This is a genomic window from Acinetobacter sp. I-MWF (assembly GCF_025433935.1).
Classification (GTDB): Bacteria; Pseudomonadota; Gammaproteobacteria; order Pseudomonadales; family Moraxellaceae; genus Acinetobacter; species Acinetobacter guillouiae.
The window spans coordinates 4,235,106-4,258,733 of sequence record NZ_JAMBAR010000001.1 but is presented as its reverse complement, the minus strand read 5'-3'; the positions used below and the strand labels follow the sequence as shown (position 1 = coordinate 4,258,733).

Below are 23,628 nucleotides of genomic sequence, written 5' to 3'. Positions count from 1 at the left end.
ATGCTGAATCAATTTAAATCTTTTAAACTTCAGAAAGGCAAAATTTCTCAACGCCTACTGATCATCATTACTATTGTAATGACTGCTCTTATTGCCATGGGGTTGTTCTTTTCAACCAAAAAAGGCACGAGCAAAGAAGGCGGTGAAAAAGAAGCAGAACATGCTGAAGAAGGACATTCACATGATGAAAATGCTAAAGGAACCACCAAAGATGGTTCCGAAGAAGCGAAGCACAGTGAAGAAGAGGGTGGCGAGAAAGAGAATGCTGAAGCCATTAGTTTGACTGCTCAGCAGATCACTGAACAAGGGATTAAACTAGCTAAAGTAGAGATGGGTACTGTTACCAAATCAGCTTCTTATCCTGCAAAGGTTATGGTCAATACCGACCGTCAAGCACATGTATCACCTGCATTTAGTGGGCAGGTGGTTGCAGTCAATGTTGAGTTAGGCCAGCGTGTGCAAAAGGGGCAGGCATTGGCGACCTTGGTGGTGCCTGATTTGGTTGATCAGCAGGCGAATTTACAGGTCGCACAAACAAGCTTAGAGCTGGCACGTCAGGACTATGAACGAGAGCGTCAGTTATGGTCACAAGGTATTTCTGCCAAGCAGGATTATCAACGGGCTTACAATGCCTATAAGCAAGCACAGATTCAGGTACAAGCCACCAGATCTCGTTTATCTGCTTTTGGTGCCTCATCGAGCAGTAATGGTCGCTATGTTCTCACAGCACCAATTGCAGGCATTATCAGTAAAAAAGACTTGGTCATGGGTGAAAATGTACAGCTTGCCAGCCAGTTATTTATCATCGATCAACTGGATCAGTTATGGCTTGAATTTATTGTACCAAGTTCTGAGTTTTCAGCGATTGCACCCAATCAACAGCTTGAATTTAAGTCGCTGCAAACGGGGAATACCTTTAAAGCGCAGATTCAAAGTTTAAATAGTGAAGCTGATGTGCAGACAGGGCGTTTACAAGTGCGTGCCAAAGTGTTGTCGAATGCGGCTGAATTGCGCCCGAATTTGATGGTCAATGTTCAGCTACAACAGCAAGGCACTGCTCAAGCATTGCGTGTACTGAAAAGTGCTATACAGAAAGTTGAAGGAAAAGACGTTGTTTTTGTTTCCAGTGAACATGATAAGAAAATCGAGTTTACTGCACAGCCTGTTGTACTGGGTCAGGTATCCGGTGATGGTCAGTGGGTTGAAGTGAAGTCTGGTCTGACTCAAGGTCAGCAATATGCAGGCCAGGGTAGCTTTTTGCTGAAATCTGAATTGGAAAAAGGAGAGGCGAGCCATGGGCATTAATGATTCTTCTGATTCTAAGTTAGATCTCGATGCGGATTCAGCATTACCTCAACCTGAAGGTTTATTTGATCGACTGATTCAATTTTCGATTAAAAATGCCATTTGGGTCATGCTGTTTATTGTGGCATGGATTGGCGTAGGGATTTACGGTTATCAAAAACTACCGATTGATGCTGTACCTGATATTACCAATACCCAAGTGCAAGTGAATACCCAAGCAGCTGGTTTTACCGCATTAGAAGTTGAACAAAGGATTACCTATCCCATCGAAACTGCGATGGCGGGTTTACCAAAGCTAGAGTTGACCCGTTCAATTTCCCGTTATGGTTTATCGCAAGTGACCATTATTTTTAAAGATGGGACGGATATTTATTGGGCACGACAACAGATTAATCAACGCTTACAAGAAGCCCAAACCGAACTACCAGATGATATTGCACCGACAATGTCCCCTGTATCGACAGGGCTGGGTGAGATTTATCAGTGGGTGATCAAGGCTGAGCCGAATGCGAAAAAACCTGATGGTACGCCCTATACAGCGATGGATTTACGTGAAATTCAGGACTGGATTGTACGACCGCAGTTACAACGTGTTCCTGGTGTTGCAGAGGTCAACTCGATTGGCGGCTTCAATAAAACCTATGTGGTCACGCCTGATTTAAATCGTTTGCAACAATTACAAATCCCTGTCAGTGATCTACAAAACGCTTTAACTGGAAACAATGAAAACCGTGGTGCTGGTTTTATTGAAACCAATGGGCAGCAATTGACAGTACGTGTCCCAGGAACCTTGAACAATATTGAAGATATTCAAAATGTAAGTATCGGCAATAAAAATGGTTTTCCGATCCGAGTTGCAGATGTAGCGACTGTTTCGATTGGACATGATTTACGTACAGGTGGTGCAACTTACAATGGCGAGGAAACTGTACTCGGTATCGCCATGATGATGATGGGTGAAAATAGCCGTACTGTGGCGAAATCAGTGGATGCCAAAATCAAGGAAGTTCAGCAGTCTTTACCGAAAGGTATTGTGATTCAAACCGTATATGACCGGACAGCTTTGGTCGAGCGTGCGATTAGTACGGTACAGAAGAATCTTGTAGAAGGGGCCATTCTGGTCATTGTTATTTTGTTCCTATTTCTTGGTAATTTCCGTGCAGCGTTAATTACTGCGTGTGTGATTCCGTTATCGATGCTGTTTACTTTGGCGGGTATGGCTGAGCAGAAAATTAGTGCCAATCTGATGAGCTTAGGCGCACTGGATTTCGGGATTATTGTGGATGGTGCGGTCGTTATTGTTGAAAACTGTATTCGGCGACTGGCAGAGGCACAGCATGCAAAAGGCAGATTACTCTCACGAGCAGAACGTTTTAAAGAAGTTTTTCTTGCGGCTAAACAGGCACGTCGCCCTTTAATCTTTGGTCAATTAATTATTCTGGTGGTGTACTTACCTATTTTTGCCCTGTCTGGTGTTGAAGCAAAACTCTTTCACCCAATGGCTATGACGGTGGTATTGGCATTGGTGGGCGCAATCATTCTTTCGGTTACTTTTGTCCCTGCTGCAGTGGCTTTATTTGTTAATAGTGAAGTTAAAGAAACAGAAAGTCGCTGGATGCTGTGGTTAAAGCAAAAATATGAAAAACTACTCAATTTAGCCTATAACTTTAGAATGTTAGTCGTCACTCTTGCGGTGAGTATTCTGTTTTTAACGGGCGTGCTTGCCACTCAAATTGGTAGTGAATTTGCACCCACCTTGAGTGAGGGCGATTTTGCAGTACAACAAATGCGTTCACCAAGTACTGGCCTAGAGCAGTCTTTACGTATGCAGGAGAATACTGAAAAGTTATTGCTCAAAGAGTTTCCTGAAATCAAAGCCATATTTGCCCGCACAGGGACGGCAGAAGTGGCAACAGATGTCATGCCGCCTAATATTTCCGATGCTGTGGTGTTGTTAAAGCCACGTGATGAATGGAAGAATCCAAAGCAAACAATTGATGAGCTACGTCAACGTATGATTGCATTTCTTGGTACATTACCCGGAAATAATAGTGAGTTTTCTCAACCGATTGAGCTGCGTTTCAACGAATTAATTTCTGGTGTGCGAAGTGATGTGGGGATCAAGATTTTTGGCGATGATATGGAGGTGTTGAATCAGCAAGCCACTAAGATTGCACAACAAATCAAAGGGATTACTGGCGCAACTGCCGTCAATGTGGAACAGACTTCCGGCCTACCACTTTTAAATGTTGAAGTGAACAAAGCCGCGGCAGCGCAATATGGTTTGTCGGTGAGAGCGATTCAAGACTTGGTGGCAACCAGCGTCGGTGGGCAGAATGTTGGGCAAATCCTACAAGGTGACCGCCGTTTCGACTTTGTGATTCGTCTGGATGATGCTCAACGTACACCTGAGCACTTGGCTGTTTTACCTATTCAAACGCCAAACGGAGGTCTAATCCAACTTCAGGATGTGGCTAAAGTTGAAAATATCCTTGGTATTAATCAGGTCAGTCGTGAAAATGGTAAACGTCGTGTCGTTGTGACCGCCAATGTCGAAGGGCGCGATTTGGGCTCATTTGTCACAGAATTACAATCGACTTTGGCGAAGCAGGAAATGCCTGCGGGTTATTGGTTGAGTTATGGCGGACAGTTCGAAAACCTAACCTCTGCGAAGGCACGTATGCAGCTGGTCGTTCCACTGGCGTTGATAACTATTTTTGTGCTGTTGATGGCCGTTTTCCATAACTTTAAGGAAAGTTTGCTGGTATTTACTGGTGTGCCATTTGCACTGTGTGGTGGTTTGATTGCACTGTGGCTTCGAGGTATACCATTGTCGATGTCTGCAGGTGTGGGCTTTATCGCGCTCTCAGGTGTGGCAGTATTAAATGGTTTGGTGATGTTGACCTTTATTAAGGAATTACGTCAACAACTGGATGTTTATCAGGCCACATGGCAAGGTGCAATTTTACGTTTAAGGCCCGTATTGATGACGGCTTGTGTGGCATCGTTAGGTTTTGTGCCGATGGCGTTGGCTACAGGGACAGGTGCGGAAGTTCAGCGTCCACTGGCAACCGTGGTGATTGGCGGCATCATGTCATCCACCTTACTGACTTTGGTGATTTTACCGGTGATTTATCGCTGGATGAATGAACGTAAAGTTAAAGCACAAACGGATGGTTGATCGTTAATTTAAAAATAACCTCACCGTTCTTAGCCAAGAAGGGTGAGGCATTGAAACTGTATAGACAGTTTATTATTGGCTAACAGGCAATACACCTAAACTAATGATGGTGTAATTTTGATTTACAGGTTGAGTGGTTTTGTTAAATGCTTCACTGACTTCAAGCAAATATTGCCCTGAATAAGGAAAAGTGACTGTCGCTGAACCATCTTGAGCAACCGAAACTTTTTGTGCTTGTTTATCTGTTTGCCCTTGAGCACGGATGAGCAGTTCAGCGTTTTTGAGTGCTTGTCCTGATTTTTTAATCAAGATTTGTATAGGTTGCTGCGCAGTAATGCTGTTGGGATGCGTTTTAAATTCGACTTGTATTACAGCATCAGTGTTGTTTTGAATAGGTGACGTTTTTTCTTTAGAAATGTAGCTTTGGATTGACCATTCTCGGTTAATGGTGATCGGTACAGGCGGTTTCTTAAAGTCAGCTGGAATCACATATTCACGTTCAGCGATCTTACCTGCTTTTTCAGCAGGAACATCAAAAAGCATTTTCCATTCTTTATTATGTTGGACATATTTGAGTGGGAAAGATGCTTTACTGAACAGGTGATAGGTGCCTGCTTGTGGTAAGGCTAAGTCAAACACTGTAGCCGATTTTAAAGTGCTTGCAGCTTCAACTTGTAACTTGCTCTGATCTGGTTGAATCACGTTGAGCGCGGTTTGTTTCATGGCATGTTCTGCATTCAGTGCTTCTTCAGCATAGGATGCAATCACTGGGATTCGTGTATTTGTGGTGTTATAGCCCAGAGGTGCAACATAGGGTTCATGTGCATAACTATAAGAGCAAAGAAGTACAGAAAGGTAGAGGTATTTTTTCATTGTCGATATTCCATTAACAGGGGTATTTGAACTGTGGAAAATATAGTCGCCATTATATAGAAGAAACCTTATTATTGATAATAATAATTATTATCAATAATAAATAGAAAAAATATTCATTATTTTGATAAAACAAAATCAGAGGTATGAACATGAGTGAGCAACAAGGGCATGATCATAGTCATGCTGTCGTCACAGAAGGAAATGTAAAAAAACTAACCTTTGCATTGGCATTAACCAGTACCTTTCTAATTGTTGAAGTGATTGCGGGTTTCATGACGCAAAGCTTGGCCTTATTGTCCGATGCCGCACATATGTTTACTGATGCAGCAGCATTAGCAATTGCATTGATTGCTATCAAAATTGGTAAATTACCCGCAGATGATAAACGGACCTTTGGCTATCAGCGTTTTGAAATTTTAGCAGCGCTATTTAATGCCATGATGCTGTTTGTGGTTGCAATTTATATTCTCTATGAGGCGTATCAGCGCTTTAGCCAACCCCCTGAAATTCAGAGTGTCGGTATGATGATTGTGGCAGTTATTGGGTTGGTGATTAACCTTATTTCAATGAAGATTTTATTCTCCAGTTCAAAGGAAAGCCTCAATATAAAAGGTGCTTATCTGGAAGTGTTAAGTGATGCACTGGGTTCTGTGGGGGTGATCATCGGGGGTGCAATTATTTATTTCACCGGCTGGATGTGGGTGGATACGATTATTGCTGTACTCATCGGCTTTTGGGTCTTACCAAGAACATGGGTTCTGCTAAAACAAAGTATCAATATCTTACTGGAAGGTGTGCCTGAGGAAATTGATATTGAAAAATTACGTAATGATCTTTTATCGGTTAAAGGTGTAGAAAGTATTCATCAACTTAAGGTTTGGGCCATTACATCTAAAAATGTGCATCTGACAGTACATTTATTTGCACCAGAAGCGGATCGGAATCAACTGTATCAACAGGTTATGGAAATGCTCAGCCATCAACATGGGATTACTGAGATGACGCTACAAATTGAAGACAATGAGTGTATGGTGCATTCGCATGAATCAGATGGGCATGATCACAGTAATGCTGATGATGACACACATACAGATGAAGCAAAAAACCATTCACATTAAGGTGAATGGTTTGATTTGAACATGAGGCAAAGCTGAAGGATTAGATTTGCCACTCATGATTGCAGTCACGGCACTTCCAGCTTTTATTGGCTTGCATAAATGATTGCATTGAGATTTTAAAATCAGGCAGATCACGCCAAAACATTACCCCTGCAATCACAGCTGCAATGAAGACCACGACTGTTGCAATTTGCAATGTTTGACCTGCACCGTTGCTGAAAATCCACATCACAATACTAATGACGACCAGTAACAACAAAATAAACAGTAACGGAATCAAAAATACCAAGCTTTTTGGAACAACAGGACGTACAGCAGGCGTATTCCCATGGGTAACAGGCAAGATTTTTCGACTTTGGCACTTTGGACATTGGTATTGCATGGTGGCTCCACATTTATAATCTAAGCATATTCTAATCGTTCTATTTTAGAATGCAAAAAAGACTGAATAGCAGCTTAAAAGCAAAATTTAGGCAATAAAAAACCCAAGTCATTATGCTTGGGTTTTTTACAAAGATGTCGCCATCTTGAATATGGCGTCCCTACGGGGATTCGAACCCCGGTTACCGCCGTGAAAGGGCGATGTCCTAGGCCTCTAGACGATAGGGACAAGTGAGGCAACACAGGTAAAACTTTTGGTGGAGTCAAGGAGGATCGAACTCCTGACCTCTACAATGCCATTGTAGCGCTCTACCAACTGAGCTATAACCCCCAGTCTGTGTGAGCGCAATATTAGGGATATTGCACTCACACGTCAACAGAAAATTTAATTAAGCTTCATCAACTGCATCATTTTTCGGCAATTTGATGCTTTCGTTCAGTTTTTCCCAAACTTTTGCTTCTTTTTTGCTCGGGTCACCCACAATTTCAAGTGCATGACGTAAACGGGCAAAGGTTAAATCAGGGCCAATGGTGACCATCGATTGCATCACAGGGGTCGATGATGTTGAACCAGCAATTGCAATAAAGAATGCTGGCATGAAATCACGGAGTTTGATTTCCATTTGATTCGCCAAATCCATCAAGGTTTGGCTTACAGTATCGTTGTTCCAAGTAAACAAGCTTTCTAAACGCCAAATTGCAAATTGCAAGCTTTGACGAACTTGCTCTTCAGTCAACTTTTTGCTGTCAAATTGCTCTTTGGTCAATGTTGGGAATTGGTTGAAGTAAAAACCAGCCCAATTTACCGCTTCAGACAGTAAGTTAATACGTGGTTGAATGGCCGCAGCAATATCCTCTAGGGTTTGGCGATCAGATTTCCAAGCCAAAAGTGTAGTTAACAGTTCAGCAGGGCTGAGTGCTTTAATCCATTGTCCATTGAGCCAGTTTAGTTTTTCAACATCAAAAATTGGACCACCCAAAGACACACGCTGGATATCAAAGTGTTCAATCATTTCAGCCAAAGAGAATTTTTCTCTTTCATCTGGCATTGACCAACCCATACGGCCTAAATAGTTCAGTAAGGCTTCAGGCAGCACACCGATGTCTTTGTAGTAGTTGATTGAGGTTGGGTTTTTACGTTTAGACAATTTTGACTTGTCTGGGTTACGCAACAATGGCATATGGCACAATGTTGGCATGTCCCAACCAAAATATTGGTAGAGCAACTGGTGTTTTGGTGCAGATGGAATCCACTCTTCACCACGAATCACATGGGTGATTTCCATTAAATGGTCATCGACCACATTGGCTAAATGATAAGTTGGCAAACCATCTGTTTTGAGTAGGATTTGCATGTCGACTTGCGCCCAAGGGATCTCCACTTCACCACGAAGTAAGTCATTGAATTGGCAAACACCTTCTTCAGGGACTTTCATACGGATCACATGAGCTTCACCCGCAGCCAAACGCTGTTGTACCTCTTCTGGGGAAAGCTTTAAGCCACGACCGTCATAACCAGGGGTTTCACCACGGGCTTGTTGTTCAGCACGCATTTGATCAAGCTCTTCCGCTGTTGCGAAACAGTAAAAGGCATGACCTTTTTCAACAAGTTCTAGAGCATATTGTTTATAGATTCCCATTCGCTCAGATTGGCGATAAGGAGCATGAGGTCCGCCGATATCAGGCCCTTCTGACCAATTTAAACCTAACCAACGCAGCGAATCTAAAATCATTTTTTCAGATTCAGGGGTTGAACGGAGTTGGTCGGTATCTTCAATACGAAGAATAAATTCGCCACCATGTTGTTGTGCAAAGCATAAATTAAACAAGGCGATATAGGCAGTGCCTACATGCGGAAAACCAGTTGGAGAGGGTGCAATACGAGTACGGACTTTCATAACTAAATATTATTCAGAATGTAAATTGAAACTATTATAACGAAAAAGCCCAACTGCTTAAGGGTTAATTCACCAATAAACGATTGGGCTTCTAAATTCTTTTGAGGAGCGTAGAATTTATTTTTATAAATCAAATTTTTACAAAGTATGTGGTTGGAATAAAGCTTGTACAAAACAAGAAAATTTCTGATGTTGTTCAGCTAAAAAGTTTTGTGAGGCTGTGGTTTTAATCGACGTTAAAACTTTAAGCTGATCTTTATCTGAGATCAGTTTATTCTCGCCACGCTTTTGTTGATTGAGCGCTTTTTCAATCGGTGATTGTTTGTCTACCACAACAATTAACGATTGTATTGGTTTGGTCGTATCTTTAATTGCAGCAGTATGGCCTGTCTGTGCCATCACTGCGAGTCCTAGACTTAAGCCCAAGATCTTTAAATAAGAATCATTCATTCCATCGGCTCCCCTTGATGGTCAAATTTTTGTTCTTGAACATGGTTATTGTAGCAAAACAACTTACAAAAAGCATAACTACGTCACATTTTTTAATAATACTACACAAAAAATGTTTAAAAAACAATCATTGAAACGAAATGTAATATTTTAATTGATAACATATAAATGTGGATGAATCGTGAAGAATTCGAGTTTAGGTTAAATTGTGTAAAAAATATACCAAATAATTTACATGAGTAATACACATTTTTAGATATCTTAAATTATGAATAAGATAGTTTAAAGATTTATAAGTAATTGATTGTTAAATTAAAATAATAAAAATATAGTGCTTCTAAATCATTAAAAACCGAGAAAGAAATGAAAAAACTACTGCTTTTAAGTGCGATCAGTTTAATCGTCACGGGGAATGCTTATGCAGCGAAAGAATTTTTAAATGTATCTTACGATCCTACCCGTGAATTTTATCAAGAATATAACAAGAGTTTTGGTCAATTTTGGAAATCAAAAACAGGCCAAGATATTGAATTTAAGCAGTCCCATGGCGGTTCTGGTAAGCAAGCACGTTCAGTGGTAGATGGTTTGCAAGCAGATGTGGTCACACTGGCTTTGGCCAATGATATTGATGAAATTGTCAATGCGGGTCTGATTGAAAAAGGTTGGCAAAAAGAATTTCCAAATAATTCTGCACCCTACACATCTACCGTTGTTTTTTTAGTGCGTAAGGGCAATCCCAAAGCAATTAAAGATTGGAATGATCTGGTAAAACCTGGGGTTGAAATTATTACACCAAACCCTAAAACAGGTGGTGCGCCGCGCTGGATTTATTTATCAGCGTGGGGTTATGCATTAAAACAACCGGGTGGCAATGATGCAAAAGCGCGTGAATTGGTCAAACAAATATATAAAAATGTCAAAGTGTTAGATTCAGGCGCACGTGGCTCGCTCACAACATTTGCGGATCGTGGTATTGGCGATGTTTTGTTGTCTTGGGAAAATGAAGCAATTTTGGCGACGTCTGGTCCAGATAAAGATAAATATCAAATTATTTATCCATCCATTTCAATCCTAGCTGAGCCTTCAGTCGCAATCGTCGATAAAGTGGTTGATAAAGATGGTAATCGTAATTTAGCAAAAGGCTATTTAAATTATCTTTATTCACCAGTAGGGCAGGACTTGGCAGCAAAATATAATTTCCGTCCGCGTAACGCCAAAGCTGCGGGTAAATATGCGGCAAAATTTCCAAAAATTAAACTCTTTACCATAGATCAAGTTTTTGGCGGCTGGGCAAAAGCGCAAAAAACCCATTTTGCCAATGGGGGAATTTACGATCAATTTACCGCTGAAAAGTAATTTGAATCAAATACAAACAAGTCCTCTTTGATCAAAGGGGGCTTTTTTTAGCCTTATACTTTTGTGATGAAAATAAATAAAACAGACAAAATATAAACCACAGCGATGTTGAGCGCTTTCATCAATTAAAACAATAGATTGATTTTTAATCTGTGCTGAGTTTGCTGGTATTTCGCTTTTTGATTGAAGTTTATTCGCTTATTTCATATATTTAGAATAATTTTAGCGATGTTAGCACTCATAATATGAAAACTAATTTTAAAGCACTGATGAGTGCTGTGGTTATTGCGACGGGATTAACTGTTGCAACGACAGCAAGCTATGCTGCTGACCGTGAATTTTTAAATGTGTCTTATGATGCAACACGTGAGTTTTATGATGAGTTTAATAAATCATTTGGTGCTTACTGGAAATCTCGTACAGGTAAGACTGTTGATTTTAAACAATCACATGGTGGTTCAGGAAAACAAGCGCGTGCTGTGGTTGATGGCTTAAAAGGTGATGTAGTGACCTTGGCTTTGGCCAATGATATCAATGAAATTGTGAAATCAGGTCAAATTAATCCAGGTTGGGAAAAAGAATTTCCAAATAACTCAGCACCGTATACGTCTACCGTTGTGTTTTTAGTACGTAAAGGTAATCCCAAAGGCATCAAGGATTGGACAGATTTGACCAAACCTGGTGTACAAATCATTACCCCTAACCCTAAAACAGGCGGTTTACCGCGCTGGATCTATCTTTCAGCTTGGGGCTATGCACTTAAACAACCAGGTGGTAATGATGCTAAAGCACGTGAGTTTGTTTCTAAGATGTACCATAACGTAAAAGTTATGGATCCAGCTGCACGTGCATCGATGACCACATTTGCTGAACGTGGGATTGGTGATGTTTTACTGACGTGGGAAAATGAAGCCATGGTGAGTAAGAAAGCATCTGGCAATAAATTTGATATTGTCTATCCATCGATGTCAATTTTGACTGAACCGTCAGTGGCAATTGTTGATAAAACAGTAGAGAAGAATGGCAATAAATGGTTAGCAACGGGTTATATTAACTATTTGTATTCTCCAATAGGTCAAGATATGGCAGCACGTCATTTCTATCGTCCGCGCAATGCAAAAATCTTAGCTAAATATTCCAACCAATTCCCTGAACTGAAAACATTTACCATCGATGAAGTCTTTGGTGGTTGGGCAAAAGCACAGCAAACTCACTTTGCCAATGGCGGTGTTTTTGATCAGATTTATAATAGCAAACGCTAAACATCCACTATTTTGATTGAATCAACCTCCCTTTTAGGAGGTTTTTTCATTCTGTTATGAATCAGTTAGACTAGGTCTGTTGACAATTCGTCTCTGTTTGCGACTAAGAGTGTTTTTTAGATGATACAAGGCATGAAATATGAAATTTAGTCATTCTAAATAATGAGAAACATCGTTTCGCAAGGTAACATGTAGCAGCAAAAAACACTCTAGTCCCCTGCTGCGCCTTGCGCTGCAAACAAAGCAGTGCTTTGTTCTTGCTCAGGGTTGTGGCTAAAATTATCTCAGTCTGCGTTATGAAACTCGAAAATACGTCTCGCTATTCTCTTCGTTTCCTGCCTTGCCTGCTCAATTTTAGCCTACAACGCAAGCCATTTATGAAATGTCAGCAGACCCTAATATCAAAGTGAGTAATCAATTTAAACTATGGATATTACGCTAAGACTCGCGACTGAAGATGATATTGAGGTTATTTTTGATATACGAACGTCAGTCAAAGAAAACCATTTGTCAAAACAACAACTGACTGAACTGGGTATCACTGAGTTGGTCATATTGGATTTAATTCAAAATACTTCGACTGTCTGGCTTGCAGAGCTGCAGCATCAAGTGTGTGGTTTTTCGATCGCAGATTTAACTGACGGCAGCGTATTTGCCATGTTTGTCCACCCTGATTTTGAAGCCAAAGGTGTCGGAACTGCGCTTTTGAAAAAAGCAGAAGATTTATTATTTGAATATTTTCAAGAAATTTGCTTGGAAACCGATCAAAAAAGTCGTGCTTTTGAATTTTATCTCCGACAAGGTTGGCGTGTTTCAGCGTATTTTGACAATGGTGATGTAAAAATGCTCAAGACACGATAGCGCTTTATCGCAGGATGGATGCGCTATTTTTTGTACTGAACTTTTATAAAAAGCACTTTAAAACGGTTTTCTCTATAAAAAGTAATATTTCCCTACAAAAAGTCGTTTGGAGCTTTGGCAAAACAAGGTAATAATGTGCAGTTACTTTTTTTGCTTAAACTGAAATCATAATTATGTCTCATATTTCTGTATTACTACATGAAACTGTCGATGCTTTACTTGCAGATCGCAATACAGGAATTTACGTGGATGGGACATTTGGACGTGGTGGACACACCCGTTTATTGTTGTCTAAATTAGATGAGCATTCAAAAGTTTATGCTTTTGATAAAGACCCACAAGCGTTAGAAGTGGCATATCAGTTAGAAAAAGAAGATCCTCGTTTTAAAATTATTCATGCCAGTTTTGCAGATTTACAACAAGAATTAAATCAATTAGATATTTATCAAGTTGATGGGATTATGGCAGATTTAGGGGTGTCATCACCACAGCTAGATCAAGCAGACCGTGGTTTTAGTTTTATGAAAGATGGACCACTTGATATGCGTATGGATAATTCTCAAGGACAAACAGCCGCAGATTGGCTAGTGGATGTAGACGAAGAACATTTGGCCAATGTGATTTTTCAATATGGTGAGGAACGTTATAGTCGTCGTATTGCACGTGCGATTAAGCAAGCAGGTTATATTGAAACGACTGGAAAATTAGCGGAAATTGTGAAACTTGCGCATCCAAAGTGGGAAAAGAATAAACATGCTGCGACACGGACATTCCAAGCTATTCGTATTGAAATTAATAAAGAACTCGATGACGTACATACCTTTTTACCTCAAGCCGTAGATTTGTTAAAATCAAATGCACGTTTAGCCGTCATTAGTTTCCATTCACTTGAAGACCGGATTATTAAACAATTTATTCAAAAAGAATCAACGTTGCCAGAAGATAATGGTTGGGGATTGCCTCAAAAAGTACAAGATACTCGTCGACTGAAAAAAGTAGACAGAATTCGTGCCAGTGAGGAAGAAGTCAAAGCCAATCCTCGCTCACGTAGTGCTTGGCTTCGAGTTGCAGAACGCTTAGAACAAAAAGGCGCAGAATGAAACAAGAAATTATAGAAGAATCAAGTCATAAGCTGGCAATAAAAAAAGCGATTGTTTATGGCGTATTGGTTGTTGCAGTGTTGATCAGTGCCTTTATGGTGGTGTTGCAAGTCTTTGCTTATCGTCATGATTTTCGTGATTTAAATAGTTATATGCGTGAACGTGAAGATATCAATGCGGAATGGGGACGTTTGCTCATTGAACAACAAACATTTGGTGCAACTGCGCAAATAGGAACACGCGCAGTAACACAATTGAGAATGTATTCACCGCCAGCTGCGCAAACAGTTGTCATTTCATTACCAACTGAATCAGAGCAGAAGAAGTAAGGCATCTGTATGGCAGATAAGCAAACTAAACCGACTCGGCAGCCACGTAAAAAGCAGCCATCCATTACCCAGAAAAGTACTGTATCGATAGATATGTGGCGTTTCTATTTAATGTGGGGCGTGGTGCTTTTATGTTTTGTCGGCTTGGTCGGACGTGCATTTTATGTGCAAGTGATTAATAAAGACTTTTTACAAAATAAAGCCAATGCCAACATTCTACGTTCTGAAACATTAAAAGCCATGCGTGGTGTGATTAGTGATCGTCATGGCGTGCCTTTGGCAATCAGTTCTCCAATCATGAAAGTGGTGATTGATCCACGTGAATATTTTGAGACTAAAAAACAGTTTGATACCATCACGGCTGAATTACAGAAGACACCCAACAGTCGTAAACTCAAACGCCAATTGCCTGATGAAAATTTAAATTTAGATGAATTGGCAGATGCGGTCGGTCTTGATCGTGCAGACTTAAAAAAACGTTTAAATGAACGTCCACGTTCTCGTTATTTGGTACTTAAAAAAGAAGTTCCGCCACCACAAGCAGATTTTATTACCCAACATAAATTTGCTGGCGTTTATGCCGAGAAAACCTATAAACGTTATTATCCTCAGCCGCAGCCCAATGCGCAAATTATTGGTCTCACCAATAGTGAAGGGACGGGGATTGAAGGTTTAGAGATGCAGTTAAACTCCCGTCTGGCTGGTGAAGATGGTGAACAAAAGATTTCTCGAGATAAACATGGTAACCGTATTACCACCCCTGAAGTCGTGAAAGAAGTGAAAGCAGGGGAGAACATCACCTTAAGTATCGACTCACGTTTGCAATATATTATGTATCGTGAGTTGACTGCGGTGGGTGTTGCCAATAATGCACGTTCTGCTTCCGCAATTGCTGTGGATGTAAAAACGGGCGAAATTCTGGCTATGGCGAGTTGGCCTTCTTATAATCCTAACGATAAAAATGGCTTAAGTAATAAAGATGCCATGCGTAACCGTGGTGCAATTGACATGTTTGAACCTGGTTCAACCATGAAACCTTTTACCATTGCAGCGGGTTTGGAAAGTGGCAAATATACCCCAAACTCGGTGATTAGTACCAGCCCAGGTTCGATGCGTTTAGGTTCCCATACCATTCGTGATACGCATAACTATGGTTCGTTGACCGTTACTGGTGTGATTATTAAATCATCGAACGTCGGTTCGGCAAAAATTGCCTTGTCTTTACCAAAAGAAACCTTACCAAGCTTCTTTAGAAAGGTCGGATTTGGTCAGCGTTCGGCGGTTAAATTCCCAGGTGAGAGTGGAGGTTTAGTGCTTCCACCTGAAAAGTTAAATTCTTCGCAAATTGGTACAATGGCTTATGGCTATGGTTTAAATGCTACGATTTTACAATTGGCGCAAGGCTATGCAATGTTGGCCAATCATGGTGTGGAATATCCTTTAAGTCTCTATAAATTAAATGATCAGCCCAAAGGCAAACAGGTTTTAGCGCCTAAAATTGCTGATGAAGTTTTGTTGATGTTAGAGCAAGTTACGATGCCTGGTGGTACTGCAAAACAAGCCAATATTCCCGGTTATCGCGTGGGTGGTAAAACAGGTACAGCACACAAGTTGCGCCCTGACCATAGAGGTTATTCGAATACTGAATACCGTGCTTTATTTGCCGGTGTGGCACCGATTAGTGATCCTCGTTTGGCCGTTATTGTTGTAGTCGAAAATCCGCGTGGACAATACTATGGTGGTTTGGTTGCAGCTCCAGTGTTTGCTCGAATTATGCAAGAATCTTTACGTTTAATGAATGTGCCTCTAGATAAACCTCTTGAAACGGCTAAGGCCAAGCCATAGGTAAACCATAATGATTAATTTTCAAGATATTTATAAAGTTGATAATACAAAGGCTTGGATGTCTGAGTCATTTAATGGCTTTTCTCTAGATAGTCGTTATGTACAACAAGGGCAAATTTTTATTGCTTTGACCAGTTATTCGCAACCAGAAAAAACCGCACAATTTGCTCAAATCGCTTTAGACAAAGGCGCATTGGGCATTATTAGTGAAACAGATTTAGGTTTTGAATCTGCATTGATCTGCCCAGATGTGCGTCACTTGATGGGACAATGGCAAAAACAATATTTACAAGCGACATCCCCAGTAAAAGCTGCGCGAATTCTTGCAGTCACTGGAACCAATGGTAAAACCACGATTTCACGCCTCGTTGCTGAATTACTGGCATTACAAAATAAAAAATGTGCAGTAATGGGAACTACGGGGAACGGGATTTTGCCAAACCTAGAAGCGTCTTCGCATACCACTTTAGATGCGTTGCATTTACAAAATCTTCTGCATGATTTTGCTATGCAAGGTGCTGAATTCGCTTCAATTGAGGCAAGCTCGCATGGTTTGGAACAAGGTCGTTTAAATGGTTGTGATATTGAGATTGCTGCATATAGTAATCTAAGTCGAGATCATTTGGATTATCACGGGACGCTTGAAGCCTATGCTGAAGCGAAAGCATTGCTGTTTAAATTTGCTGCGTTAAAAGTTGCAGTAATTAACATAGATGATGCGCATGCAGATCTAATGATGAATGCGGCAAGCAGTAATCTGTCACATCCGAAAGTATTAACTTATTCAACCTCTAAAGCGGCTGATTACCAAGTATTTGGGATTAAATATAGCCTAGATGGGGCAACATTCCATCTCAAAACAGCCAAAGCTGAATTTACCGTGAATAGCCCATTGCTTGGGCATTTTAATATTGAAAATTTGGTGGCCAGTTTAATTGTTGTTGAACAAGCAGGTTTTGATTTAAAACAACTTATCGCAACTGTACCCAACTTAAAAGGTGCACCTGGACGTATGCAGGTGATTCGTGATCAGGATCGTCTGTTTGTGGTGGATTATGCACATACACCAGACGCTTTAACTCAGGTTTTAAAAACCTTGAAACGCCATGTTGAAAATCAGCTTTGGGCTGTCTTTGGTTGTGGTGGTGATCGAGATCGCGGTAAACGCCCATTGATGACCAAAGCAGCTTTGGAACAAGCCAATCCCGTGATGATCACATCAGATAATCCGCGTACCGAAAATCCTGAGCAAATTTTTGCCGATATGAAGCATGAAATTGATTTTAGCCAGCATGAGGTTCACGAAATTCGTGATCGCCGTGAAGCAATTAAATATGCAGTAAAGCATGCCCAATCAGGCGATATTGTTGTGATTGCCGGAAAAGGGCATGAAAATTATCAAGAAATTGATGGTGTTCGTCATTGGTTTGATGATGTCGTTGAAGTGCAATCGGCAATAGATGCACAACACCATAAACCCAATTCAGCTTATCCAGCTCATTAGGAATAAGAGATGCACACCTCTACCACCAGTACTGTGCCTTTGGAGCCATGGTCAGCAGCACAACTTGCTGAAGCAACTCAAGGTTATTGGTATTTAGATCAAGCACCACAAGGTGAAATTAAACGTATTTTGACTGATTCACGTCATGCTGAATTAGGTGATGCTTTTTTGGCGCTCAAAGGTGAGCGTTTTGATGCACATGATTTTGTTGTTCAAGTGGCTGTGAATGGCTGCCAAATTGCCATCGTGAGCCATCCTGTTGATGTAAATATCTGTCAACTTGTCGTGGCAGATACACGTTTGGCATTGGGGCATTTAGGCGCGTATCGTCGTGCTCAACATCCACAATTAAAAGTGATTGCACTTACAGGCAGTAGTGGCAAGACCACCACCAAAGAAATGTTGGGGAGTATTCTTTCACGTTTAGCCCCGACCTTGATTACACGTGGCAATTTAAATAATGATCTTGGTGTGCCAATGATGTTATTGGAGCTGCGTTCAGAGCATCAATATGCGGTGATGGAACTTGGTGCAAGCCATCAAGGTGAAATTGATTACACCTCAAATCTTGTGCAGCCACATGTTGCCGGTATTTTAAATATTGGAACTGCACATTTAGGCGAATTTGGTGGACGTGATGGAATTTGCCGTGCCAAATCTGAAATTTACCGTCATATTGATCAAGCTGGAACAGCAATTGTTCCTGCTCAGGATGATTTTACCGATACGATTCGTCAAGTGGTAGACACGGAGCAAGTGTTAAGTTTTGGTCAGGGTGGCGAGGTCTTTGCGACAGATGTTCAGTTACACGCACAGTCTGCAATCTTTACCCTTAATACACCTCAAGGTGCAAGAACAATCAATCTTCCTTTTGCAGGCGAACATAATGTCCATAATGCAGAAGCAGCGACTGCATTTGCCTTGGCGATTGGCGTTGATTTAGACGATATTGTAATCGGCTTGGAGTCGGCACAAGGTGCAAAAGGGCGTTTGAATTTTATTCATAAGCACAAGCATTTATTTATTGATGATACCTATAATGCCAATCCGACTTCAATGCGTGCAGCAGCAGAAGTACTTGCGCAACAGCAAGGCATCAAAGTGATGGTGATTGGCGATATTGGCGAACTGGGCGATACTGCTGCGCAGCAACACTATATGTTGGGTCGTGATCTAGTTTCAGTGGATGGGATCCAATTTGTTGTCGCGGTAGGGGAGTTTGCTCCTGCTACACAAGAAGGTGCGCGAAGCACTCAATATGGTAAAAAATTACAAGCTTTTCTTAGCCAAGAACAAGCTTTACCTTTATTGTTAAGTTTAATTGCAACACATCAACCACAGTCCATGAGTTTCCTGTTTAAAGGTTCTCGCTATACCCATATGGAAACGTTGATGGCTGATTTGATGGAGAAAGTTTAATGCTGTATTGGTTATTTCAACACTTGGCGGGTTATGAGAACGCGTTCCAAGTTGTTCGATACTTATCGTTACGAGCATTGCTCAGTGTACTGACTGCACTTGCGATTGGTTGGGCCTTGGGACCAGTCATGATCCGTAAATTACAAGCGCTTAAATATGGTCAGGCTGTCAGTTCATATGCACCTGAAAATCATGCCAAAAAAATGGGTACGCCAACAATGGGCGGGATTTTAATTCTGCTTTCAATCGGGATCAGTACCTTGCTTTGGGCAGATTTATCCAATCCTTATGTATGGATCGTCTTGGCTGTTATGGTGATCTTTGGTGCTGTAGGTTGGGCGGATGATTGGATTAAAGTCCGTTATAAAGACAATGCGGGTTTACCTGCCAAGAAGAAATTCTTTTGGACTTCGGTTGGCTCTTTGGGGGCGGGTATTGCGTTGTATATCATTGCAACTCAGCAAGACAGCCCTGTACATACAGCGAATATGCTGGATTTATTGATACCATTTTTTAAAAATCTGAGTATTCCATTGTCTTCAATTCCATTGGGTATTGGCTTCATTATTTTTACCTATCTGGTAATCAATGGTGGGTCAAATGCAGTGAATTTGACCGATGGTTTAGATGGTCTGGCGATCATGCCGATTGTTTTGGTTGCCGCAGGTTTAGGTGTTTTTGCTTATTTGGCAGGTGATATACGCTTTGCCAATTATTTACATATTCCCTATGTAAAATATACCTCTGAGCTGGTGATTATTTGTGCTGCAATGATTGGAGCAGGCTTAGCATTTCTTTGGTATAACGCGCATCCTGCCCAAGTCTTTATGGGAGATGTTGGTGCATTATCATTAGGTGCAATGCTGGGCACTATCGCGGTAATGGTTCGTCAAGAGATCGTCTTTGCAATTATGGGCGGGGTCTTTGTGGTAGAAGCAATCTCGGTATTCTTGCAAATCGGATCATTACGTATGCGCAATAAACGTGTATTTCTTATGGCGCCGTTGCATCATCATTATGAGAAAAAAGGCTGGCGTGAGACTCAAGTGGTGATCCGTTTTTGGATTATCACAATTATGCTGGTAGTTTTAGGTCTAATGACATTAAAATTACGTTAAGCCAAAGTGAATTTAAAAGTCGGCATTTGCCGGCTTTTTTTTATGGCCTAAAAATATCTTTTGGAGAATACAATGAATTTGTTGATGTGCCCTGTATGTCGTGAGGCATTGAGCCTATCGGATCGGACTTGGCGCTGTGTAAATAATCATAGTTATGATGTGGCAAAACAAGGCTATGTAAATTTACATGTAGTACAACATAAGCATAGTAAAAATCCAGGGGATACCCCTGAATCTGTACAAGCACGCCGTGGATTTTTAAGTGGTGGATTTTATGCACCTTTACAGCAAGCCGTGGTTGAGAAAATTCGTGAGTTAAGGGTTGAAAACTTGCTGGATATCGGCTGTGGTGAAGGCTACTATACTGATGCAATGCAACATCAAGTGATGCAATGTATTGGGGTTGATATTGCAAAAAATGCAGTTCAGGTTGCTGCAAAACTCAATAAAGATGTGACATGGATTGTGGGGACAGGAGCGACGCTACCTGTTTTGGATCATTCGATTGATTTGTGTACTAGCTTATTTAGCCCGATCCCAGAAGAAGAAATACTCCGAGTACTTAAGCCAAAGGCTTATTTGATGGTGGTAACACCTGCACCAGAGCATTTATATGCCATGCGTGAGGGTTTGTTTGATGAAGTTAAAGCCCATGAGCCGCAAAAGTTTGTTGAACAATTACAAGCATCTTTTGAGTTAATAGAGCAGCCGATTATCGAAACAACGTTTGAGTTGGATCAAGCACAACTCAAAAATCTGATTGCGATGACCCCTTATGCTTATAAAGCAAAACCTGAAAAGCGTTTAGTTTTGGAAGCACAAGTTAAAACGACGTTAAAGGCAGCCTTTCAAATTTATATTTTTCAGAAAAAATAATAGAAATTTAAGCCATAAAAAATGCCATCAATCGATGGCATTTTTTATTTGAGAAACTAATTATTGAACTTCATTAATCAAATTCTCAAGAGAATCACTTTCTCGTTTCGCACTGCCTTGATTCATTGCAGGCGGTGTTACTTTGTTCGGTTTGAGCGGTTGATCTGTACCTTCATCAGGCAAGTCTTCAAAGTCATTTGATGAATTACGTGATGGTGTAACAGGCGCAGGTTTAAAGATTGGACGTGCTAAAGGTGGTGATGAACCATAGCCTTCGTTTTGAGTCGCACCTTCAACTTGTGTTTGATTACGTTCTTCACGAGAAATTGGTGCTTTGGCATTTTTGTCAAAATGTACCCAAGCAGATGGTGTATCTTTTAACGCTTTACCCATAAAACCAGTCCAAACTGGCAGTGCTGCGATCCCACCATATTCACGACGACCGAGAGTTGAAGGCTGATCAAAACCGACCCAAGCAATCGCAACTAATTTGCCATTGAAGCCAGCAAACCATGCATCTTTAGCATCATTGGTTGTTCCTGTTTTACCGCCAATGTCATCGCGACCAATTTTAAGTGCTGCACGACCAGTACCATGCACAATCACATCACGAAGAATATTTGCCATATCAAAAGCAGATTGTGATTTTAAAATCCGTTGTGCTTGACGATATTTACTTTGTTCTTCTTTGCTTAAAGGGGTTTGAACCTCATCCACTGTAATGTTTGTACCTTCAATGGCCTCGTCATCAGGGGTGGTTGCAGTATTGGCCACAGTTTCTTTTTGATTGATACATGGAATACACGCATATTCAGGCGCGGCTTCATAAATGGTTTTGCCATAAGCATCTTCAATACGGCTGATGAAATGCGGTTGAATGCGATATCCACCATTGGCAATTGCGGCATAGCCTGTTGCCATTTGAACAGGAAGTACTTGTGGAGTACCCAGCGCAATCGTGAAATTACGCGGGATTTGATCTTCTTGCAGACCAAAATCCATCAATAATTGGCGTGCACGTTCTACACCTACGCTTTGTAATAAACGTACAGAAACGGTATTACGAGATAAGTACAACGCACGACGCAAAGGAATCATGCCTAAATAACGGCCATCAGAGTTTTTAGGTGTCCAGCGACCAATAGTGATTGGACTGTCATTAACCATGGTGTAAGGGGTCATACCGCGTTCAAGCGCCAGCGCATAGATAAATGGCTTAATGGTTGAACCTGGTTGACGCCAGCCTTGTATTGCGCGGTTAAATTTAGATTGATAAAAGTTGTATCCACCCACCACTGCTTCAATTGAACCATCATTGGGGTTGATTGCAATCAGTTGACCTTGTGCTTTCGGGGTTTGAACCAATGACCACGCAGTTTTATTTTCATTGGGACGTAAGCGAATAATATCTTTAACAGTTACAATCTGCGAAGCTCGACTTGGTGCACCACCCACTGCATTGGCATTAATATATTTTCTTGCCCAAGACATACCAGACCAAGGCACAGTCACTGTCGAACCATCTTGCATTTTGGCATCAAAACTATTGCTGCCTACTTTGATGACTTCTGCAGGGTAGGTATTGGCATAAGGGATGAATTGTTTTAAAGGTTTATCATGTGCTTCAGCACCACGCCATCCATGACGACGATCATAATCCTCCAAGCCTTTTTGTACTGCATCTTCTGCATATTGTTGGCGTTGGCTGTTTACGGTTGTATAAACTTTATAACCCGAATCAATTGCTTGTTCACCAAACTTTTCAACCAATTCTGAACGAACCATTTCGCCTACATAGGGAAATCGATTACTTAAGCCGCGATCAGGCATACTTAGGTTAATTGGTTCAGCGACAGCTTTTTCGTATTCTGCTTGTTTAAGATAGCCGAGTTGTAACATACGACCTAGAATCCAGTTGCGGCGTTCTAAGGCGCGTTCAGGATTCACTACAGGATTGTATTTTGACGGTGCTTTAGGTAAACCTGCAATCATCGCCATTTGTGCGACACTGAGTTGATCTAAGCTTTTGTCATAATAAATTTTTGCAGCAGCAGCAATACCATAGGCATTTTTACCCAAAAAGATCTTGTTGACATATAAAGATAAAATTTCTTCTTTCGATAGATTTTGTTCTATTTTACGTGCCAAAAAAACTTCAGTAAGTTTGCGCTTAAGTGTTCGTTCAGGGGATAAATAATAATTTTTAGCCACCTGCATGGTTATTGTTGAGCCACCTGTTTGTACATTTGACCCAGTGACACTTTCACTCACGGCACGCCCTAAGCCTTTAAAGCTAATCCCGCTATGTTCGAAGAACGATGAATCTTCAGCAGCAAGGAAGGCATGAATGAAATGTGGGGGGATCTGATTGTACTCAACAGGCACCGAAAGCTTGCCACCATATTCAGCGATCAGCTGATTATCTGCTGAATAAACTTGCAAAGGTTTAAGCAATGGCGCCTTTTTTAAAGAGCTCATTTCTGGTAGTGATGGGGCAATATATAGATACATTCCATAAAAGCCCATCGGAATTGCGACTAAAATAATGATAATCAGCAAAAAAAAGGGATGAATATAACCTGAACAAGATAGCTTTTTCATAACAAGTAAGTTTTAATAATAGCTAATGGCAAACTAATTGCGTTCAGTATAGCTTCTCATGTGATGGATTGTTAGATGGGATATTGTATCTGTAAAAAATTAAGACCAAATGCAGTTGGTTTGTGTTATTTATTGGGGATAAAAAAAT

At 40.9% G+C, this 23,628-nt stretch carries 18 protein-coding genes and 2 tRNA genes; 13 read left to right on the top strand and 7 right to left on the bottom strand.

Annotated features, from left to right (window positions below):
* Together M2R48_RS19670 and M2R48_RS19665 are read left to right on the top strand one after the other, a co-directional pair.
* Positions 1 to 1,305 (top strand): efflux RND transporter periplasmic adaptor subunit, encoded by a 1,305-nt coding sequence (locus tag M2R48_RS19670; protein WP_056517517.1) that lies wholly within the window; start codon positions 1 to 3, stop codon positions 1,303 to 1,305.
* Positions 1,295 to 4,486, top strand: coding sequence for an efflux RND transporter permease subunit (locus M2R48_RS19665; protein ID WP_262087222.1), 3,192 nt, complete (start codon positions 1,295 to 1,297; stop codon positions 4,484 to 4,486). The genes M2R48_RS19670 and M2R48_RS19665 overlap by 11 nt, the downstream gene beginning before the upstream one ends.
* A gap of 72 nt (positions 4,487 to 4,558) precedes the next feature.
* Here the strand turns inward: M2R48_RS19665 and M2R48_RS19660 are convergent, their stop codons facing one another.
* Positions 4,559 to 5,359: a DUF4198 domain-containing protein gene (locus M2R48_RS19660; RefSeq protein WP_262087221.1), complete on the bottom strand. Its 801-nt coding sequence runs from the start codon at positions 5,357 to 5,359 to the stop codon at positions 4,559 to 4,561.
* 152 nt (positions 5,360 to 5,511) lie between these two features.
* On the opposite strand from M2R48_RS19660, the gene M2R48_RS19655 reads away from it, so the two are divergent.
* Entirely contained in the window at positions 5,512 to 6,480 is a 969-nt protein-coding gene (locus M2R48_RS19655; protein ID WP_224964378.1) for a cation diffusion facilitator family transporter, read from the top strand.
* 40 nt (positions 6,481 to 6,520) lie between these two features.
* Here the strand turns inward: M2R48_RS19655 and M2R48_RS19650 are convergent, their stop codons facing one another.
* From M2R48_RS19650 to M2R48_RS19630, 5 genes are all read right to left on the bottom strand, one after another.
* Positions 6,521 to 6,862 (bottom strand): hypothetical protein, encoded by a 342-nt coding sequence (locus M2R48_RS19650; RefSeq protein ID WP_004725393.1) that lies wholly within the window; start codon positions 6,860 to 6,862, stop codon positions 6,521 to 6,523.
* Positions 6,863 to 7,014: 152 nt separating this feature from the next.
* Positions 7,015 to 7,090: transfer RNA gene (locus M2R48_RS19645), tRNA-Glu, on the bottom strand.
* 26 nt (positions 7,091 to 7,116) lie between these two features.
* Positions 7,117 to 7,192 (bottom strand) — tRNA-Ala (locus tag M2R48_RS19640).
* Positions 7,193 to 7,250: 58 nt separating this feature from the next.
* A complete protein-coding gene (gene gltX, locus M2R48_RS19635; protein ID WP_262087219.1) occupies positions 7,251 to 8,759 on the bottom strand; it encodes a glutamate--tRNA ligase in 1,509 nt (502 codons plus the stop codon).
* Positions 8,760 to 8,897: 138 nt separating this feature from the next.
* A complete protein-coding gene (locus tag M2R48_RS19630; protein WP_004725398.1) occupies positions 8,898 to 9,209 on the bottom strand; it encodes a hypothetical protein in 312 nt (103 codons plus the stop codon).
* A 363-nt stretch (positions 9,210 to 9,572) separates the two neighbouring features.
* Between M2R48_RS19630 and M2R48_RS19625 the strand changes: the two genes are divergently transcribed.
* The 10 genes from M2R48_RS19625 (at position 9,573) to M2R48_RS19580 (ending at position 20,879) form a co-directional block, all read left to right on the top strand.
* On the top strand, positions 9,573 to 10,565 hold the full coding sequence (locus tag M2R48_RS19625) for a sulfate ABC transporter substrate-binding protein (protein ID WP_004725400.1): 993 nt from the start codon (positions 9,573 to 9,575) through the stop codon (positions 10,563 to 10,565).
* A 245-nt stretch (positions 10,566 to 10,810) separates the two neighbouring features.
* Positions 10,811 to 11,827 carry a sulfate ABC transporter substrate-binding protein gene (locus M2R48_RS19620; RefSeq protein ID WP_004816643.1) on the top strand — a complete coding sequence of 339 codons (1,017 nt, stop codon included), beginning with the start codon at positions 10,811 to 10,813 and terminating at the stop codon, positions 11,825 to 11,827.
* 426 nt (positions 11,828 to 12,253) lie between these two features.
* Positions 12,254 to 12,688 carry a GNAT family N-acetyltransferase gene (locus tag M2R48_RS19615; RefSeq protein WP_262087217.1) on the top strand — a complete coding sequence of 145 codons (435 nt, stop codon included), beginning with the start codon at positions 12,254 to 12,256 and terminating at the stop codon, positions 12,686 to 12,688.
* A 173-nt stretch (positions 12,689 to 12,861) separates the two neighbouring features.
* Complete coding sequence (rsmH, locus tag M2R48_RS19610; RefSeq protein WP_262087216.1) at positions 12,862 to 13,788, top strand: 16S rRNA (cytosine(1402)-N(4))-methyltransferase RsmH; 927 nt, start codon at positions 12,862 to 12,864, stop codon at positions 13,786 to 13,788.
* On the top strand, positions 13,785 to 14,117 hold the full coding sequence (gene ftsL, locus M2R48_RS19605; protein WP_004725407.1) for a cell division protein FtsL: 333 nt from the start codon (positions 13,785 to 13,787) through the stop codon (positions 14,115 to 14,117). Before rsmH ends, ftsL begins: the two co-directional genes overlap by 4 nt.
* Positions 14,118 to 14,126: 9 nt before the next feature.
* Positions 14,127 to 15,962: a penicillin-binding protein PBP3 gene (gene ftsI, locus M2R48_RS19600; protein WP_004816649.1), complete on the top strand. Its 1,836-nt coding sequence runs from the start codon at positions 14,127 to 14,129 to the stop codon at positions 15,960 to 15,962.
* Positions 15,963 to 15,969: 7 nt separating this feature from the next.
* Positions 15,970 to 17,466, top strand: coding sequence for a UDP-N-acetylmuramoyl-L-alanyl-D-glutamate--2,6-diaminopimelate ligase (locus tag M2R48_RS19595; RefSeq protein ID WP_262087546.1), 1,497 nt, complete (start codon positions 15,970 to 15,972; stop codon positions 17,464 to 17,466).
* A gap of 9 nt (positions 17,467 to 17,475) precedes the next feature.
* On the top strand, positions 17,476 to 18,885 hold the full coding sequence (murF, locus tag M2R48_RS19590) for a UDP-N-acetylmuramoyl-tripeptide--D-alanyl-D-alanine ligase (protein ID WP_262087215.1): 1,410 nt from the start codon (positions 17,476 to 17,478) through the stop codon (positions 18,883 to 18,885).
* Positions 18,885 to 20,003, top strand: a complete 1,119-nt coding sequence (mraY, locus tag M2R48_RS19585) for a phospho-N-acetylmuramoyl-pentapeptide-transferase (protein ID WP_004725416.1) — start codon at positions 18,885 to 18,887, stop codon at positions 20,001 to 20,003. Before murF ends, mraY begins: the two co-directional genes overlap by 1 nt.
* A 72-nt stretch (positions 20,004 to 20,075) precedes the next feature.
* On the top strand, positions 20,076 to 20,879 hold the full coding sequence (locus M2R48_RS19580; protein ID WP_262087214.1) for a putative RNA methyltransferase: 804 nt from the start codon (positions 20,076 to 20,078) through the stop codon (positions 20,877 to 20,879).
* 60 nt (positions 20,880 to 20,939) lie between these two features.
* Here M2R48_RS19580 and ponA read toward each other — a convergent pair whose 3' ends face one another.
* Entirely contained in the window at positions 20,940 to 23,480 is a 2,541-nt protein-coding gene (ponA, locus tag M2R48_RS19575; RefSeq protein ID WP_004816659.1) for a penicillin-binding protein PBP1a, read from the bottom strand.
* Positions 23,481 to 23,628: the final 148 nt, after the last annotated feature.